Raw genomic sequence first — 17,918 nt, forward strand, 5'->3', positions numbered from 1 at the left:
TTGTCCCGAAGTACGTTCGGGGACTCTTCTCTTGCCGTGGGGAAATTGTTTCGCCCTTTAGATAAAATCCAAACTGTACATTATTGTAATGACTGTCTCAACCTTCTCACTGTGCGTGACTTTAGGAACTCGTCCAGAAGCAATCAAACTAGCTCCAGTAATTCAACAACTTCGCAATTTACCTCAAGTCAAAACTCATTTGATTTTGACAGGACAACATCAAGAGATGGTTGAACAAGTCATGAAACTATTTGAGTTGGAAGCAGAGCAAAACTTAAATATCATGAAACCTAAGCAAACTTTAACCGAAATTACAATTAATAGTTTGCAAGGATTAGAACAAATTTTTACACAAATTAAACCTCAATTAGTTCTAGTACAAGGAGATACAACTACAGCTTTTGCAGCGAGTTTAGCTGCCTTTTATCAAAAAATTCCTGTGGGTCATGTTGAAGCTGGTTTACGCACTAATGATTTATTTAATCCTTATCCAGAAGAGGCTAATCGTCGTTTAATTTCACAATTAACTCAACTACATTTTGCCCCTACCCAATTAGCAGTTAAATATTTACATAATTCTGGAGTTACTGGAGAAATTTATCATACTGGTAATACAGTTATTGATGCTTTATTAACAGTGGCAAAAAAACAACCAGAATGTAATATTCCTGGCTTAAACTGGGAAAAATATCGGGTGCTTTTAACCACTGTACATCGTCGAGAAAATTGGGGAAAACCTCTGAAAGATATTGTGGAAGGGTTTCGTTTAATTTTAGAAAACTTTCCTGATGTAGCTTTATTATTACCTCTACATCGCAATCCTGTAGTTAGAGAACCAATTCAAACTCTACTAGGTAATCATCCACGAGTATTTTTAACTGAACCGCTTGATTATGGTCAATTAGTAGCTGCTATTTCTAAATGCTATTTATTATTAACTGATTCTGGAGGTTTACAAGAAGAAGCACCTAGTTTAGGTAAACCTGTATTGGTTTTAAGAGAAACGACAGAACGACCAGAAGCTATTGAAGCAGGTACAGCTAAATTAATTGGCACAACTTCTCAAGCAATTTTTGGGTCGGCTAGGGAATTATTAACTAATAAAAATATTTATCAAAATATGGCAACAGCAATTAATCCTTTTGGCGATGGTACAGCAGCAGAAAAAATTGTTAAAATTATTGATAATTTTTTATTAAAGATTGAAAATAAAAAATAATTTCATCAAAAAATTTTTAAGTTAAAAAATGTATACTTTTTCTCGGTTTTAGGATTATAATCAAAAATCAAAAATCAGCCTAATTAGACTGATTCTTTGTCTTAAAAACATTTTTACATTTAAAAAGAAAGAATTAAATAAAATAATAATTTAAATTCAATCTAGCTTTACGAATTTTTGCTAAAAGTTGCTCAACTGTTTCAAGTTTTTGCTCAATTTGTTCGGCTAAAGGAGAATCTTGTTTGTAGTTTTTTTGATGCAATTGAAGTTTAGTCAAAGTTGATTTAACTGTATTTAATTCTTTTTCTATTTTAGTTAATAGAATTATTAATCGGGCAACTTTAACAGTTTTTTCTTCAGCAATTATTTCTTGTTGAATAGCGTTTAAATAATTATTAATATCTTCCATGAATTTAATGATTTAATTAACCGAGCGTTTAATAATTGAGAAATTGTTTAATTTTCTTAATCTCAGTATATAAGTGAAAATCTCTAAATACTGTAAAGTTTATGTAATTGTTCGTAGAGATTATGTAAATAATATGTGAATTACCAGAGTAAATTTACGATTGAGGTCTTGTGTATAACTAATGAGTAAAGTTTACTAAGGAGTAATTGAGAATTAGAAATTTTTGTAATTTTTGCAGTAAATTTTTTCTTATTAATTTTCTTGAAAATAACAAGAATAATTTATATAAAATCAAATTTTTAAATAATAATTACTTTAAATTTGAGCAATTTTACGGAAGACAAAACGCAATCAACTAGTCTTCGACGCTTTTCGAGTACGCTGGCGCAACAAGCGATCGCTTTAAAAATGTAAACTTAAAACTGTTATAAATAGGCTTGATTTGCTTGCGTAAATTTTCATCCTTGATAACCGTGTCTAGAAAATCTACTTGCTTACTGATTGCAGCTAGTGGTACAGGAGGACATTTATTTCCTGCCTTAGCTGTAGCCGAACAATTATCTGATTATCAAATCGAATGGTTAGGAGTTGCTAATCGTCTAGAAAAAACGTTAGTTCCTGACTGCTACACTCGACACACTATTAATATTGAAGGATTTCAACAAGGGTTTGGCTTGAAAACTCTTCCCATCCTTGTTCGTTTTGTGATGGCAGTTTTTCAAGTGCGACAACTAATTAAAAAGTACCAAATTGATGCCGTATTTACTACAGGAGGTTATATTGCTGCTCCTGCTATCTTAGCTGCTCGTTTACAGAATATTCCAGCGATTCTTCATGAATCAAATTATATTCCTGGAAAAGTTACTCGTTGGTTGAGTCGTTGGTGTGATGTTGTGGCTTTAGGTTTTGCAGGCACTGCTCAGTATTTACCCAACATTGAAACTGTTTATGTTAGTACTCCTGTGCGATCGCAGTTTTTTAGCAGTCAAAATTTAGATTTAGCGATTCCTCCTGGCGTACCTTTAATTGTGGTTGTAGGAGGTTCTCAAGGTGCAGTAGCAGTCAATCAATTAGTAAGACAAGCTGCTGCTGCTTGGTTAGATCTGGGAGCGTACATCGTTCATCTCACAGGAGAAAAAGACCTAGATGTGCAGAGTTTTCAACATCCCCATTATATTTGTTTGCCTTTTTATGAAAACATGGCAGGATTATTACAAAGAGCGAATTTAGTCATTAGTCGTGCTGGCGCAGGAACTTTAACTGAACTAGCGGTTACCAGTACTCCAGCTATTTTAATTCCCTATCCTTATGCAGCCGAAGATCATCAAACTTATAATGCTCAAGTCTTTGCTAATGCTGGTGCAGGATTAGTTTTGACTCAATCAGAATTAACCGCTCAAATTTTGCAAGAAACCGTCTTAGAATTACTGCATTCTCCTTCTCAATTGAAGGCAATGGCAACCAAAGCTAAAAATTTAGCCATGATTGATAGTGCTAAACGTTTAGCTAATTTAGTAGACAACTTGCTGACAAAATCAACTCAATAGAAAGGAGTAAAAAAAAACGATCAACTTTCAGAATTTTGTTTGCTCATTGCTATAGCAATTTGATAAATTTCTTGGCGAGATTGAGTAGTTAAACTAGCTAAATGACGACTAGCTTGAGACTTATTCATCCCTTGTTGCAACAATTGTTCTAACTGATGCTTTAATTCGGTTTCTGATAAAGTTACGTTCGTTGCTACTGGTTTACCTGCAATTACTAAGGTATATTCTCCTTTAGGTTGACGTACTTCAGTATACAAAGCGATCGCATCGGCAATTGTGCCTCGCCAAAATTCTTCATAAAGTTTGGTTAATTCTCTTGCTAGTACTATTTTTCTTTCTGAACCTAACACCTGTTCTAAATCTTTTAAAGTTGATAATAAACGATGGGGTGCTTCATAAAAAATCATTGTTCGACTTTGATCTTTAATTTCATCGAGGCGAGTAGTTCTTTCTTTATTTTTATAGGGCAGAAAACCTTCAAAAACAAATCTTGCTGTGGCTAAACCAGAAGCAGCTAAAGCAGTAATTGCTGCTGTTATACCAGGAATTGGAATTACTTCTATTCCCAATTCCACAGCAGCTTTAACCAATTGATAACCAGGATCGGAAATACTAGGCATTCCGGCATCACTAACTACCGCAATGTCTTTCCCCTCCTGTAATCTAGTTAACAATTCTGGAATACGAGTAGCTTGATTATGTTCGTGATAACTAATTTGAGATGTATTAATCTGCAAATGTTGTAATAATTTTCCAGTATGACGAGTATCTTCTGCTGCAATCAAATCTACTTCTTGTAGAATGCGAATTGCTCTTAAAGTAATATCCTCTACATTACCTATCGGTGTTCCTACTAAATAAAGTTTTCCTAAAACCAAATTTTTGCTCATTTTAAATCTAGGATAATATTCGGAAGTCTTATGGTCATTAACTGTGCTAAGACAGAGTAAAGAAAATTGAGCTTCAATTTTTCTATTGATATTGTTGCTTAAATATAATTAACTTTTAGACTTAATAATGATCAACAAAAGCGAATTGTTAGAAAAGTTGGCTTTACTTGGAGAACAACAGTTTACTGGAATTGTTGCTTTAGATGCCCATAACAAAAAGCATTGGCAAATTTATTATGTTTTAGGGAAACTAGTTTGGGTTCAAAGTGACTTTCATATTTATCGTTCTTGGCGAAGAAGTTTCTTGAAATATTGTCCTGAAATATCAGTAGAAAAGATACCTTTTAGCAAAATTGCTTTATTATCTCAACAATATTACTTAATTAGTTACCTTCACGAATATCAGTTAGTTAAACGAGAGCAAATTAAAGCTTTAATTGAAAAACAAACCAGTGAACTTCTTTTTGATCTGGTACAACAGGAATATAAACAATCTCTTCAGTATACTTGTGAACCCAAATCTTCTCATGCTTTACTGAAAGAAGGATTTATTATATCTATTGCTCCTGATAATCTAGAAGAAACTTTAACGCAAGTTAAGCAAACATGGTTACAGTGGTCAGGAAAAGGTCTTGCTTCTTGTTCTCCTAATCTTAGTCCTTGCCTCAAAAATAATGAAGACTTAAGCCAAACTATTCCAGGTCTAATTTACCGCAATATGGCAAGATTATTAAATGGGCAAAATACCTTACGAGATTTATCTTTAATCATGAATCAAAATGTCTTTGATCTCACTTGTGCTTTGATGCCCTATTTTTTCAAAGGTTATTTACGATTATTAGAAGTTTCCGATTTACCAGAATTAAATCTCAGTCAAGTTTCTTCTCGATTTCAAAGTGCTGATTTATCCTATTCTTCTCGATCATGAAGTTTCAAGGACTGTTTGTTGGTTTAACTACTTTAGATTTAATTTATTTAGTTACTAAGTTACCTCAAAGTAATCAAAAAATTGTTGCTTTAGAACAAACTATTGCTTCTGGCGGTCCCGCTACGAATGCTGCCATAACTTTTAGTTGTTTGGGTAATCAAGCTAAATTAATCAGCGTTATAGGTAACCATCCTCTCAGTCAGCTTATTTATCAAGATTTAAACAATTATTCTGTTGAAATTAATGATTTAGCTCCATCAATATTATCTTCTCCTCCTTTATCTTCAATTTGTGTGTCACAATCTACAGGAGAAAGAGCAGTAGTCTCGATCAATGCTACTAAAATACAAGCCACCGTTGAACAAATACCAGAAAATACTCTCCAGGAAATTGACGTAGTTTTAATTGATGGGCATCAAATTAATCTCAGTGAAATAATTGCACAACAAGCAAAACAAAAAAACATTCCCATTGTTATCGATGGTGGTAGTTGGAAACCAGGTTTAGAAAACATTTTACCTTACGCTGATTATGTCATCTGTTCGGCGGATTTTTATCCTCCCAACTGTTACAATATCGCCGATGTCTTTACTTACTTAAAAACACTACATATTCCTTATATTGCTATTACTAACGGGGCAGAACAAATTCAATATTGTAGTCAAGAAAATAGTGGTGAAATACAAGTCAAACCAGTAAAAGTTCTAGACACTTTAGGAGCGGGAGATATTTTTCATGGTGCTTTTTGTCATTATATTCTTCAACAAGAATTTCTTTCTGCTTTAACTAATGCAGCCACCATAGCTTCTGATTCTTGTCAGTTTTTTGGTACTCGTCAGTTTCAGCAATTTATTCCCTAAAAATACTTACATTGCTAATTATTGTTGAATGTTTTTAAGGTAATCTTTTGCTAAAAATACGGTAGCCTTATTTGTTAAAAAAACTTAAAATTTATTAAAATCTCTCAAAAAAGACATTAATTTATGATTTCTGGTTTTTTTACCCAGTTAAAAGCGGAAAAATTTACAGGTATTGCTAAAATAAGAACTAAAGCTATTAATCGTCGTAATCAATGGAAAATTTATTTTTACCTTGGTCAAATAACTTGGGTAGATGGAGGCTATCATCCTCAGCGTTCTTGGCGAAGACAGTTTAAAAAATATTGTCCTCAAATTGACTTTAATGCAATTAATGTTAATTCTTTAAATTCAATAGAACATCAAGAATATTTCTTATTAAAAACTTTACTGGAACGTCAAATAGTTGAATTAGAACAAATCAGAAAACTAATTATTAATAAAATCCAAGAAGTTCTCTTTGATATTTTACAGCAAAGTCATGGAGAATCTTTGTGTTTTGAAGTTCAATCTTCATCTGTTGCTAATTTAACTAAAAATAATTTTCCGATGTCGATTACTTTAGTTGAAATCGAGTCTGTAATTCAACCCTCAACAGTGCTGTGGTTAGAGTGGTTACGGCAGGGATTAGGTGATTGCTTGGCTAATAGTGCGCCGATTATTAAAAATCCTTACCAATTATCTCAAGAAGTTCCTGAAGTTGTTTATCAAAACTTTGTTCGGCTGCTTAATGGTACTAATACTATTAGAGATATAGCTATGAAAATGGATAAAGATTTACTTAAAATAGCTTTGTCTCTAACACTTTATCAAAAGAAAGGTTTACTAGATTTTATTGACGTTCCCGATTTAATGTTACCCAAATCAAAAAGTGAGCCTTCTGCCAATTCTTTTCAAGCTAAAAAAATCTTATCTGGCAATCAGCCTCTCATTGTTTGTATTGATGATAGTCCACAAGTCTGTCAAATTATGGAACAGGTTATTACCCAGGTAAACTATCGTTTTTTGGGAATTCAAAAAGCCTTAGATGCAATTCCTACTTTAATTGATACTAATCCTAATTTGATTTTTTTAGATATTGGAATGCCAATTTTAAATGGTTATGAAGTTTGCGCTCAAATTAAAAAAGTTTCTAAATTAAAAGATATACCAGTAATTATGTTAACTGGAAGTGATGGAGTTTTAGATCGAGTCAAAGCAAAAGTTGTGGGAAGTGTTGATTTTATTAATAAACCGATCAATTCGGAGGAAATTCTCAAGACTATTAATAAATTTACCAAAGAAAAACAGCCACAAGTAAGTTTAAGTATTAATTAAAATTTTTATTGTTTTCAAAGCTTAATAGAGCAATCAGCTAGTCTTCAACGCTCAAAGAAGTCCGCTGGCGCATACGCGAGAGGTTCACTCCCTTCGGTCGCGGTCGCAATGTTAACCCCATTATTTATTTTGAAGCAGTTTTGTTAATTAAAAAACATTTTGGGGAATTCTATTAATAAATATATTTTATGTTCTGGTTGCGGAGTAAATCACGATGAACAAAGTCTTGGTAGTCGATGACAGTTTAACTGACAGAAAAGTTGTGAGTGCTTATCTTGAACAAGCTGGTTTAACGGTACTAGATGCGAGTAGTGCCGAAGAGGCAATGGACAAACTAACTCAATATCAACCTAGTTTAATTGTCCTCGATGTCGTGATGGGAGGAAAAAGTGGTTTTGAGATGTGTCGCACTCTTAAAGCTGAACAAAGTACTAAACCAATTCCAATTATTCTTTGCTCTTCTAAATCAACTGAAGCTGACAAAATGTGGGGTAATGTTGTCGGTGCAGACGCTTATTTAACTAAACCTGTTAATCGTGATGAACTTATTAACAAAGTTAAGCAACTGATTAACCGTTAGAACGATAAATAATTATGTTAAGTCTGTCTCAATCTAATTCTTTAGCTTTGAATTTAGGTATCAAGACAAATAATTCATCTAATCGCCAACGACTCCGCAAATTTTTACAATTTCAACTAGCTGAATCAAAAGTAAATCGAGCTTTACTAGAAGCAGAGTTAGTTACTGAAATTATTACCATTTCTTCTACCGAAATTTTACCTGTTCCCCAGATGCTTTATTGTGTTTTGGGGATTTATAGTTGGCGCAGTGAAATGCTGTGGATTGTAGATTTGGAAAATCTTTTAGGCTATCCTTCTGTTTTATTTTCCGACGCAGCAGTCACAGAAGCAAAAAGTTTAATGACAATGATTGTACAGTTTCAAGGACAAGCATTAGGTTTAGTTGTTTCTGCTGTCGATAATATTGTTCAGTTAGATTTGGAAGAATTTAAATCACCTTCTCCAGAGTTGTTTTCTAATGATGTGCTGCCATTTTTAAGCAGTTATTTTAATAGCAGCCACAATGAAATTATGATGCTCCTCGATACGGCGGAAATATTTCATTTTTTCAATTTATGAATTATGAAAATTCTTTTCTGGAGATTGTTCTGAGGCTCAGAATTTTCTCTTGAGCGCAAATTTAAGACAAGAGATCTTTACTAAGACAAAGCAAGAATTATGAATACAGCAAATACTACCGCTAATAGTAATCCAGCAAATTCCACCTCTCAACAAGATACTCTTGAAAAAATTAAGAATAATGTTTTAAAGCAAACTAGAGAACGACTTCGCCAAGTTATTCAAACTATTCGTCAATCTTCAAATAGTCGCGAAAGTCTTTTAAATCAGACAACAACTGCGATTTGTGAAGAATTAGCAGCTAGTCGGGTACTGATTTATCAATTTGAGGATGAGAACAACGGGAAAGTTATTATGGAGTCAGGGAAGATTGATTGGACTCCAATGCAAAATGAAACTTTACCCTGTCTTTGTTTTGGAGTCGGCAGTGCAGCAGATTATCAACAAAAAGAAATTGTAGCTATTTCTCATGTCAAACAAACTAGACTAACTCCTTATCAGCAACAGTTATTAGAAAAGTTTCAAGTTCAAGCTTCTCTTGCTTTGCCTATTTGTCTGAATCATCAGGTTTGGGGATTGGTAGTAATTCATCAATGCGATCGCCCTAGAAAATGGCAAGAAGAAGAAATTAATTTGCTTTGCCAATGGACAAATGAATTAACTATTGCTCTACAACCACTAGAATTACGCTGGGAACTGCAACAACAACTAGAACGGGAAAAAACTACTGCTAAAGTAATTGAAAAGATTCAGCAGTCTCAAGATTTACCAGATATTTTTCGTACTGCTACCCAAGAAGTCAAAAAACTCTTAAGATGCGATCGCGTCATCGTCTATCAATTTAATCCCGACTGGACTGGATTGGTTGTTGCCGAATCAGTAGGTAGTGGTTGGGTTTCTTTGTTAGTCGAGCAAAATAATGATGACGTTCTTAGTGGCGATCGCATTCAGTTAGATCGTTGTCTGCTCAGAAATTGGTCGAAAGAAACCAAAGCGGATATTGTTGAACCTGATAGTTTTCTCAAGCAAACTCAGGGAGGAAGATATACTCGCGGACAAAAGTTTACAGCAGTAGATAACATCTATACCAAAGACTTTCCTGACTGTTATATTCAATCTCTTGAAAAATATCAAGCTAAAGCCTATTTAATCGTACCGATTTTTCAAAAAAACACACTTTGGGGGTTACTGGGAGCATATCAAAATGATGGTATGCGAGTCTGGCAACAATCTGAAATTAATTTCATGTTACAAATAGCTACTCCTTTAGCAGTGGCAATCCAAAGAGCAGAATTTATCAGCGATCTTGAAGCAAAAAATCAACAAGATCAAGCCGTTAATCAAATTGTGGATCGTATCCGTCACTCTCTTAAGCTCACGGATATTTTCCGTAATGCCACTCAAGAAGTAAAGAAAATCCTCAAGAGCGATCGCGTGGTAGTATATCGTTTTAATCCTGACTGGAGTGGGGAAGTAGTAGCTGAATCATTTAATTCTCAATGGGTTTCTGTAATGGAAATTCAAGAAACTGATGAAACTCTCTACAGTACCGAAATGAGTGCAGATGACCGATGTACGTTGAAATATCTCGAATCTGGTTCTGCTCTTGATAGCGATACTTATTTTATGGAAACCCAAGGAGGCAAGTATACGAAAGGAAAGAAATTCCAAGTAGTAAATGATGTCTATCAAGCGGGATTTTCTGCTTGTTATTTACAATCTCTCGAAAAATATCAGGCAAAAGCTTATATTATTGTACCTTTGTTTCAAGAAGGACAACTATGGGGTTTACTCGCTACTTATCAAAATGACGCTCCTCGTACTTGGAAAAAATCGGAAGTAGATTTAATGCTCAAAATTGCTCCTCAATTGAGTATTGCCTTACAACAAGCACAAAAATCAGAACAACTAGCCAAAACTGTGGTTAGACAAAAAACGATCGCACGAATGGTTGATCGGATGCAACAAGCAACGACAGTAGACGAAGTTGTTAATATTGCTACCAAAGAAACTCGCAAACTTTTAGCAGTTGAACTAACCACCATCTATCGTTTTAACTCCGACTGGAGTGGAGAAACTATTGTTGAAATTGCTGCGAATGCTGATGTCAAATCGATCAAAGCAGCAATTAATAACGACCCCTATTTACAAAAAAATCAGGGTGGCAGATATCGACGCAATGAGTATCGAGTAGTTCATAATACCGCTCAAGCTGGTTTGGAAGAATGTCGGCTCGAAATTTTAGAACAATTAGGGATTAAAGCTTATATCTCCATGCCGATTTTTGTCGATCAGCAACTGTGGGGAATTATTAGTGTTTATCAATCCCTAACTAGGGTGTGGGACGAAGAAGAAATCGAAACCCTCAAACAAATTGGAACTCAAACAGGATTAGCGATTCAACAAACCGAATACGTTAATGAATTACAAACCCAAACTCAGCAAGAAAAAACCATCTCTGCCATTGTAGATCGCATTCGTGGCTCTCTTAAACTCAAAGAAATTTTCCGTAACGCCACTCAAGAAGTGAGAAAATTACTCAAATGCGATCGCGTGATTGTTTATCGTTTTCTTCCTGATTGGAGTGGGGAAGTTTTAGCCGAATCGGTTGGTTCGCAATGGGTTTCGGTGATGGAAATCCAAGAAACTGACGAAACTCTCTACAGTGCCGAAATGAGTAATGATGACCGCTGTACTCTAAAGTATTTAGAAGCAGGTTCGGCTCTTGATAACGATACCTATTTTATCGATACCAAAGGCGGAGATTATGCCAAAGGTAAAAAATTCCAAGTAGTTAATGATGTTTCTACTGCGGGTTTTTCTTCTTGTTATCTGCAATCTTTAGAAAAGTATCAAGCTAAAGCTTACATCATCGTTCCCATCTTTCAAGACAATAAACTATGGGGTTTATTTGCTGTCTATCAAAATTCTGGTGTGCGTAACTGGAAGGCTTCAGAAGTTACTTTAATGCTCAAAATTGCCCCACAACTAAGTATTGCGATTCAACAAGCAGAAAAATCAGAAAAATTAGAAAAAACGGCTAAAAGAGAGCGAGGTTTAACTAAACTACTTGAAAAAATCCAAGAAGTTCAAACTCAAGTCAAAATTTACCAAATTACTACCCAAGAAGCTCGTCAGTTACTCAATTTAGACCGCGTTACCATCTATCGTTTTAATGCTGATGGCAGTGGAAAATTTGTCGGCGAATCTCTGCTTGGGAATGGGTTAATTTGTCTTGACAATCCTTCTTTTCTCAAAGATATCTATACCTATTTACAAGAAAGCGAAGGAATCATTTATCAAAACAATCAATCTTTGGCAGTGGCTGATATTTACAAAGCTGGTTATGACTCCTACTACCTAGAGTTACTTCAGCAACTAGAAGCTAAAGCCTACATGATTGCTCCGATTTTTGTCGAACAAAAACTTTGGGGTTTATTGGGAGCTTATCAAAACACTAATACTCGTCAATGGGAAGAAGATGAAATTAACGCTCTCAAACAAGTAGGTTTACAAATTGGGGTTGCGCTGCAAAAAATTGCTTACCTAGAACAAGTCAAGATTCAATCAGACAACCTTGCCCAAACTTTAGCACGGGAAAAAGCAGCCAAAGAGCGATTACAACAACAAGCAGTAGAAATGCTCCGTACCGTTCGACCAGCTTTTAGTGGTGACTTAACTGTTAGAGCGATCGTTACAGAAGATGAAATCGGTACAATTGCTGGAGCTTACAACACTACTCTTGATTCTCTCAAAGATATTGTGATCCAAGTCCAAAAAGCTGTAGAACAAGTAGTTTATACAACTGGGGATAGTAGCGTTGCTGTTGAAGGTTTATCCAAACAAGCCCAACAACAATTACAAGAGCTACAACAAGCCTTAGAACGAATTCAAGCCATGATCGAAGCTTCTACTATTACCACTCAAAATGCCCAAAAAGTAGAAGTTGCCATTGAGCAAGCCAATCAAACAGTTCAATCGGGCGATCGCGCTATGAATAATACGGTTGAAAGTATTCTTGGTATTCGTCAAACTGTTGCTGATGCTGGTAAACGAGTTAAACGTCTCAGTGAGTCTTCACAAAAAATCTCGAAAGTAGTTAGTTTAATTAGTTCTTTTGCTACTCAAACCAATCTTTTAGCTCTTAATGCTGCTTTAGAAGCGACTCGTGCAGGAGAATATGGTAAGGGATTTGCCGTAGTAGCCGATGAAGTCCGCAATCTTTCCTTGCAATCATCGGAAGCGACTACCGAAATTGAAAAGCTAGTCAGAGAAATTCAGGAAGAAACTCAAGAAGTTGCTGCTGCTATGGATGCAGGAGTTCAACAGGTTGCTGAAGGAACGAGTCTCGTCAATGAAACTCGCAATAGTTTAAATGCTATTGTGGTAGCCACTGCCGAAATTCGGGAATTAGTTCAGGGAATTACCTCAGCAGCTAATGCTCAAACCCAACAAGCAGAATCTGTTACCAAAGTAATGGGACAAGTAGCAGAAATTGCTAGCGGTACTTCTAATGATTCTCGCAAAATTTCTAGTTCTTTCCATCAACTACAACAACTAGCTCAAAATCTCCAAGCTAGAGTTGCTCAATTCAAAGTTAATTAATTTTTCTATTCTGAATTTTGAAATGGACAACCTACTATCTGTTTCAAAGTTCAGATTTTTTTCTTGTTTATCAGCAATTTACTAAAAAAAAGATGATTACTGACCCTGATATTCGCGATCGAGCTTATCAGTATTTCCTTGAAGAAGCTCCTGCATTACTAGAAACTATTGAAGAAGAAATTTTTGCTCTCAATAGTGACTCCATAGACGCTAAAACCAGACCTTTAAGAGTAAATACCTTAATGCGAGCAACTCATACTCTCAAAGGAGGTGCAGCCAATGTAGGGTTAGAAACCATCAAAACTGTAGCTCATTCAATGGAGGATGTCTTTAAAGCTCTTTATAATCCTGATTTAGTTATTGATGCTGAAATCAAAAAACTTTTATACGAAAGCTATGAGTGCCTTCGGATTCCTTTGACCGCAGAATTAAGTAAAACTTCAATTGATCGCAGTGAAATTTTAGACCGTACTGCTACTGTTTTTGCTCAATTACAAGAGAAATTTGGTGATTATCTAGTCGATCAAGATGCCTTTCCTACTTCAGCAGAATTAGGTTTAGATGTAGTTGAATCTTTCTTTCAAGCAGTTATTCCTGAACGAATTCAAGAACTGTCTATCGCTTTAGCTGCTGCTAATCCTCAACACATTGCTGAAACATTACAACTGCAAGCCGATATTTTTCTAGGTTTAGCGGAATCTTTAGAATTACCTGGTTTTGGTGAAATAGCTAAAACAATTTTAACTGCCCTACAACAGTACCCTCAACGTGCAGAAGAAATCGCTGAACTAGCGATCGCGAATCTACGCCAAGCTCAACAACAAGTTTTAAATGGCGATCGCGCTTTGGGGGGACAACCTTCCGAAGCTCTTTTACAACTACTCAATCATTCTGTTTCACCTAAATTAGAAGAACTTTGGTTGCCACGATCTGAGCAAGATGAACCATTTATTGAAATTAATGCTGAAGAGGCTGAAGATTTTTCCAATGATTTTGAAACTGACACAGAATTAACGATTATTCAACTCAACATTGCTACTGAGTCTTCTGAAGAAAATCATCCTAGTGAATTATTGAGTGAAATTTGGGGTGAAGAAATAGTTTCAGAGCCTGAATCTATCGATGATACCATTATCCAAACTGATGAAATTATTACTTCTCAAGCTCAACAATCAGAATCAGAACCATCTTTAGATAAAGAAATTAATCATAACCAAGCAGAAGAAACCATTGCTCAAGTTACTTTAGAATCTGATCAAATTCAACCAGAAACTATTGAGGTAGATTCCCTACCTACCACCATAGCTAAAATTGGTAATATCAGTAAACAATCTTCTACTAATAAAACTCCAAATAATCAAACCGTCAGAGTTCATTTAGAATCTTTAGAAAAGTTAAACGATTTAATTGGAGAATTATTAATTAATCAAAATCAAAATGTCTCCAAAGACGAAGAAATTTATAATGCTATTCAAAAATTAGTTGAACAAATTAATCATAACGAACAAATAATTAATCAATTAATCGATCTGGCTGATGAAATTTCTTTATCAGAACAACAACAAAAAATCTTACAAGAATTACCAGAAAAATTAACTCAAATTACTAATCAATCTAATTTTCTGATTCAATCTTCTCAAAAAATTGAGCGGAATAAACAATTAAATCAATTACTACAACAGGCAACAGATAGTAATTCTCACTTAGCTCGTATCGCCGATCATCTCAAAAACTTTAACAAACAATCGAGAAATAACGTTCAAAAACAACAACGTATGTTGTTAAACATGAGAGATGAATTAATCGAAACCAGAATGTCTCCTCTGGGTAGAATTTTCAATCGTTTTCCTCGTTTAATTGAACAGTTATTAACTTCTTACGATAAACAAGTAGACTTAAAAATTAGTGGTAGTCATGTTCTAGTTGATAAAGCAGTCGAAGAAAAACTCTACGATCCTTTATTACATCTCATTCGTAATGCTTTTGATCATGGCATTGAATCTCCCGCAGCACGTTCTCAGAGTGGTAAACCATCCAAAGGAACTATCGAACTTAGAGCTTATTATCAAGGTAATCAAACTATCATTGAAGTAAAAGATGATGGACAAGGATTAAACCTGGAAAAAATCAAACAACGTGGAATTGAAAGAAATTTAATCACACCTCAACAAGCAAATAGTTCTAATCCTAGTCAACTCTTAGAACTGCTATTTGAACCAGGATTTTCCACTGCGGATCGAGTTAGTGATCTTTCTGGTAGAGGTGTTGGATTAGATGTAGTTCGTTCTCAAATTGAAGCTATTAACGGTGCGATCGCGATTGAATCTACTCCCAATCAGGGGACAATTTTTGCTTTACAAATACCATTGACTTTAACTATTGCTAAGTTAATGTTAACCCAAGCCAAGGGAATGACTTATGCCCTCTTAATTGATTCGATTGAAAGAATTGTGATTCCTACTTCTAATCAAGTCAAAATCTTTGAAGGACAAAAAGTATTACATTGGGAACACAATGGTAACAATGAAATTATTCCTGTGCGTAGTTTAGCTAGTTTGATGGAATACTGCCGAACTACTCAACAACAAACTGATTTATCCCAAGAAAATGAATACAAACCAATTTTACTACTTCATCGTCAAGGAGGCTTGCTCGGTTTAGAAGTAGATCGAGTTTTAGGAGAACAAGAATTAGTCATTCGTCCTTTGGGTAGTGCGATCGCACCCCCTCGATATGTTTATGGTTGTAGTATTTTAAAAGACAGTAGTTTAACTTTAGTTATTGATGGCGCAGCTTTACACAGAGAATTTGAATATCGTAGTTTGTCCCTCAATCAACGCTCTTTTTTAGGCACTCAAACTCAACGAGCTTTGCCTTCTGAATCTGAGCAATCCCAACCACTTTTAGAAAGTTCCTCAGCTTCGGAGATAATTTCACAAACTTTACTAGTGGTAGATGATTCTTCTAGTTTGAGGCAAACTATTGCTATGTCTCTGCAAAAAATTAGTAATCAAGTAATTCAAGCTGAAAATGGACTGAATGCGCTAGAAAAGTTACATCAATCTGAAGAGATTGGTTTAGTAGTCTGCGATCTAGAAATGCCCTTTATGAATGGCTTTCAGTTTTTAAAAGCGATTCGACAACATCATAATTTCAGTAATATTCCTGTGATTATTCTTACTTCCAGAGACAGCGCAAAGCATCGGAAATTAGCTTTAGAATTGGGTGCTGCTGCTTATTTAATCAAACCTTATCGAGAAGAAGAATTACTTGATACTATTGTCAAAATTTTGAATGCTAGTAATTTGAAAGCACAAGCTTTCATTTAACTCTTGATCGTGATTAGCTCTTGGTGAGATCATAAATTGTTGCTTAATATCTTACCTAAGTTAGATTTAAAGATCACGGAAGTTTACTTTTTGTAAATGCAGTACAATTTCAGTAATTTCACTGATTTAGTTTGTTAACCAACTCAAGAATTAAAACTGAATCGCATGAAAAGACAATTGCAAGTTAACAAGAGTAAACTTATAAATTTATGGCTATAGAGCATATTTTTACTGAAATCACCGAAAATAAAGCTGAAAAAAAGAATTTAATTAGTGAGATTATCAAAAAAATTCGCACTACTCCTACAGAAGAAGATATTTTAAATATTGCAGTAGAAGCACTTCATCAAGCTTTAGAATGCGACCGCGTAATAGTTTATAATTTACAGCCAGAATCAAGAGGAAAAATTGTTGCTGAATTAGTTAATTCAGACTTTCCGAAAACTATAGATAGTGTCATTGTTGATCCTTGTTTCGAGCATAGATATATTAACAAGTATCAACAAGGTCGAGTTATTGCAGTAGCTAATATTTATGAAGCAGGCATGACTCCTTGCTATATTGAAAACTTAGAAAAAATCGCAGTTAAAGCCAATTTAGTTACTCCCATACTCATTCCTGACGAATCATTGTATGGACTGTTGGTAGTTCATCAATGTTCTCAACCTCGTCAGTGGACACCATCGGAAATAGAGCTTGCTACTCAGATTGCTTCAGAAATAGGTTGGGCTTTAGAAAATGTTCGTCGTAAGCAACAATATCAGAAATTAACACAACAATGGCAGAGAAATTACCAATGGCAACAATCTTTACAAGCAGTTATGAAAAAGATGAATTCTGGTTGTAATTGTGCTGAAGTTTTACAAATAGCTGTTGAGCAAGTTAAAGAAATTTTACAATGTGACCGCGTAATAATCTACGGTCTTCAAAAACCTAATCAAGGAACTATTGTAGCTGAATCTACTTTTGCTGCTTTAGCTCCGATCTTAGGACAAACTATTCTCGATCCTTGTTTTGAGTATAGATATCTTGATCAATATCGCCAAGGTCGAGTTATTGCAGTAGCTAATATTTATGAAGCAGGTATGACTCCTTGCTATATGGAAAACTTAGAAAAAATAGCCGTCAAAGCCAATTTAGTTGTGCCAATTAATTGTGAAGATGAAGCAATTTATGGTTTATTAGTAGCTCATCAATGTTTTAATTTTCGAGAATGGCAAACCGAAGAAATTGAATGGCTCAAGCAAGTAGGAATACAAACTGGATTTGCCCTATCAAAAGCTAAATTAAAAGAACAAGTAGAATCGTTCAATTCAGTTTTTACAAACTTACAAAACACTAAACAGGAAATAGCGGTCGCAAAAACTCAAATTCGAGAAATTCGGCTAAAAGTTCAAGATACAAGCGATATTTTAGGAGAAATTAATAATTTATACAAAATGTTAGACAGAGAAGTAACCTTGATTAATCAAGCTAATTTGATTCAAGATGACAAGAAAAGTCAATTAATTAAAATTATTTTCAAAAAAATCAGGCAAAACTCTCAGAAAATTGGAGAAAATATTCATTTATTTGCTGGACAAACTTATCAAACTGAAGAATTACTTCAAAATCTCAAGACTAATCTTGATCACAATATCCTCAATCATCACAAAACAAAATAAATTAAATCTACTT

At 34.6% G+C, this 17,918-nt stretch carries 12 protein-coding genes; 10 read left to right on the forward strand and 2 right to left on the reverse strand.

What is annotated here, in order from left to right:
* The first annotated feature begins 88 nt into the window (after positions 1–88).
* On the forward strand, positions 89–1,219 hold the full coding sequence (gene wecB, locus STA7437_RS13560) for a non-hydrolyzing UDP-N-acetylglucosamine 2-epimerase (protein WP_015193959.1): 1,131 nt from the start codon (positions 89–91) through the stop codon (positions 1,217–1,219).
* Between the two features lie 133 nt (positions 1,220–1,352).
* Here the strand turns inward: wecB and STA7437_RS13565 are convergent, their stop codons facing one another.
* Positions 1,353–1,628, reverse strand: coding sequence for a chromosome segregation SMC protein (locus STA7437_RS13565; RefSeq protein WP_015193960.1), 276 nt, complete (start codon positions 1,626–1,628; stop codon positions 1,353–1,355).
* A 473-nt stretch (positions 1,629–2,101) separates the two neighbouring features.
* Between STA7437_RS13565 and murG the strand changes: the two genes are divergently transcribed.
* Positions 2,102–3,175 carry an undecaprenyldiphospho-muramoylpentapeptide beta-N-acetylglucosaminyltransferase gene (gene murG, locus STA7437_RS13570; protein WP_015193961.1) on the forward strand — a complete coding sequence of 358 codons (1,074 nt, stop codon included), beginning with the start codon at positions 2,102–2,104 and terminating at the stop codon, positions 3,173–3,175.
* A 20-nt stretch (positions 3,176–3,195) separates the two neighbouring features.
* Here the strand turns inward: murG and rsmI are convergent, their stop codons facing one another.
* A complete protein-coding gene (gene rsmI / locus STA7437_RS13575; protein WP_015193962.1) occupies positions 3,196–4,065 on the reverse strand; it encodes a 16S rRNA (cytidine(1402)-2'-O)-methyltransferase in 870 nt (289 codons plus the stop codon).
* A gap of 127 nt (positions 4,066–4,192) precedes the next feature.
* Here rsmI and STA7437_RS13580 point away from each other — a divergent pair, with 127 nt between their 5' ends.
* From STA7437_RS13580 to STA7437_RS13615, 8 genes are all read left to right on the forward strand, one after another.
* Positions 4,193–4,993: a DUF4388 domain-containing protein gene (locus STA7437_RS13580; RefSeq protein ID WP_015193963.1), complete on the forward strand. Its 801-nt coding sequence runs from the start codon at positions 4,193–4,195 to the stop codon at positions 4,991–4,993.
* The gene (locus STA7437_RS13585) at positions 4,990–5,853 is read left to right on the forward strand and encodes a sugar kinase (protein ID WP_015193964.1); all 864 of its coding nucleotides are present in this window, start codon (positions 4,990–4,992) and stop codon (positions 5,851–5,853) included. Before STA7437_RS13580 ends, STA7437_RS13585 begins: the two co-directional genes overlap by 4 nt.
* A gap of 123 nt (positions 5,854–5,976) precedes the next feature.
* Positions 5,977–7,167 carry a response regulator gene (locus STA7437_RS13590; RefSeq protein ID WP_015193965.1) on the forward strand — a complete coding sequence of 397 codons (1,191 nt, stop codon included), beginning with the start codon at positions 5,977–5,979 and terminating at the stop codon, positions 7,165–7,167.
* A gap of 214 nt (positions 7,168–7,381) precedes the next feature.
* A complete protein-coding gene (locus tag STA7437_RS13595; RefSeq protein WP_015193966.1) occupies positions 7,382–7,747 on the forward strand; it encodes a response regulator transcription factor in 366 nt (121 codons plus the stop codon).
* A 14-nt stretch (positions 7,748–7,761) separates the two neighbouring features.
* A complete protein-coding gene (locus STA7437_RS13600) occupies positions 7,762–8,307 on the forward strand; it encodes a chemotaxis protein CheW (protein ID WP_015193967.1) in 546 nt (181 codons plus the stop codon).
* Positions 8,308–8,406: 99 nt separating this feature from the next.
* Positions 8,407–12,912, forward strand: coding sequence for a GAF domain-containing protein (locus STA7437_RS13605; RefSeq protein WP_015193968.1), 4,506 nt, complete (start codon positions 8,407–8,409; stop codon positions 12,910–12,912).
* Between the two features lie 92 nt (positions 12,913–13,004).
* Positions 13,005–16,241: a hybrid sensor histidine kinase/response regulator gene (locus STA7437_RS13610; protein ID WP_015193969.1), complete on the forward strand. Its 3,237-nt coding sequence runs from the start codon at positions 13,005–13,007 to the stop codon at positions 16,239–16,241.
* 209 nt (positions 16,242–16,450) lie between these two features.
* Positions 16,451–17,905: a GAF domain-containing protein gene (locus STA7437_RS13615; RefSeq protein ID WP_015193970.1), complete on the forward strand. Its 1,455-nt coding sequence runs from the start codon at positions 16,451–16,453 to the stop codon at positions 17,903–17,905.
* Positions 17,906–17,918: the final 13 nt, after the last annotated feature.

Origin of the sequence: Stanieria cyanosphaera PCC 7437 (assembly GCF_000317575.1) — a bacterium.
GTDB lineage: Bacteria > Cyanobacteriota > Cyanobacteriia > Cyanobacteriales > Xenococcaceae > Stanieria > Stanieria cyanosphaera.

Coding starts and splice junctions, on each gene's coding strand:
- STA7437_RS13590 (WP_015193965.1), top strand. CDS start 5,977: ATGATTTCTGGTTTTTTTACCCAGTTAAAAGCGGAAAAATTTACAGGT.
- rsmI (WP_015193962.1), bottom strand. CDS start 4,065: ATGAGCAAAAATTTGGTTTTAGGAAAACTTTATTTAGTAGGAACACCG.
- STA7437_RS13605 (WP_015193968.1), top strand. CDS start 8,407: ATGAATACAGCAAATACTACCGCTAATAGTAATCCAGCAAATTCCACC.
- STA7437_RS13565 (WP_015193960.1), bottom strand. CDS start 1,628: ATGGAAGATATTAATAATTATTTAAACGCTATTCAACAAGAAATAATT.
- wecB (WP_015193959.1), top strand. CDS start 89: ATGACTGTCTCAACCTTCTCACTGTGCGTGACTTTAGGAACTCGTCCA.
- STA7437_RS13610 (WP_015193969.1), top strand. CDS start 13,005: ATGATTACTGACCCTGATATTCGCGATCGAGCTTATCAGTATTTCCTT.
- STA7437_RS13615 (WP_015193970.1), top strand. CDS start 16,451: ATGGCTATAGAGCATATTTTTACTGAAATCACCGAAAATAAAGCTGAA.
- STA7437_RS13595 (WP_015193966.1), top strand. CDS start 7,382: ATGAACAAAGTCTTGGTAGTCGATGACAGTTTAACTGACAGAAAAGTT.
- STA7437_RS13585 (WP_015193964.1), top strand. CDS start 4,990: ATGAAGTTTCAAGGACTGTTTGTTGGTTTAACTACTTTAGATTTAATT.
- STA7437_RS13600 (WP_015193967.1), top strand. CDS start 7,762: ATGTTAAGTCTGTCTCAATCTAATTCTTTAGCTTTGAATTTAGGTATC.
- STA7437_RS13580 (WP_015193963.1), top strand. CDS start 4,193: ATGATCAACAAAAGCGAATTGTTAGAAAAGTTGGCTTTACTTGGAGAA.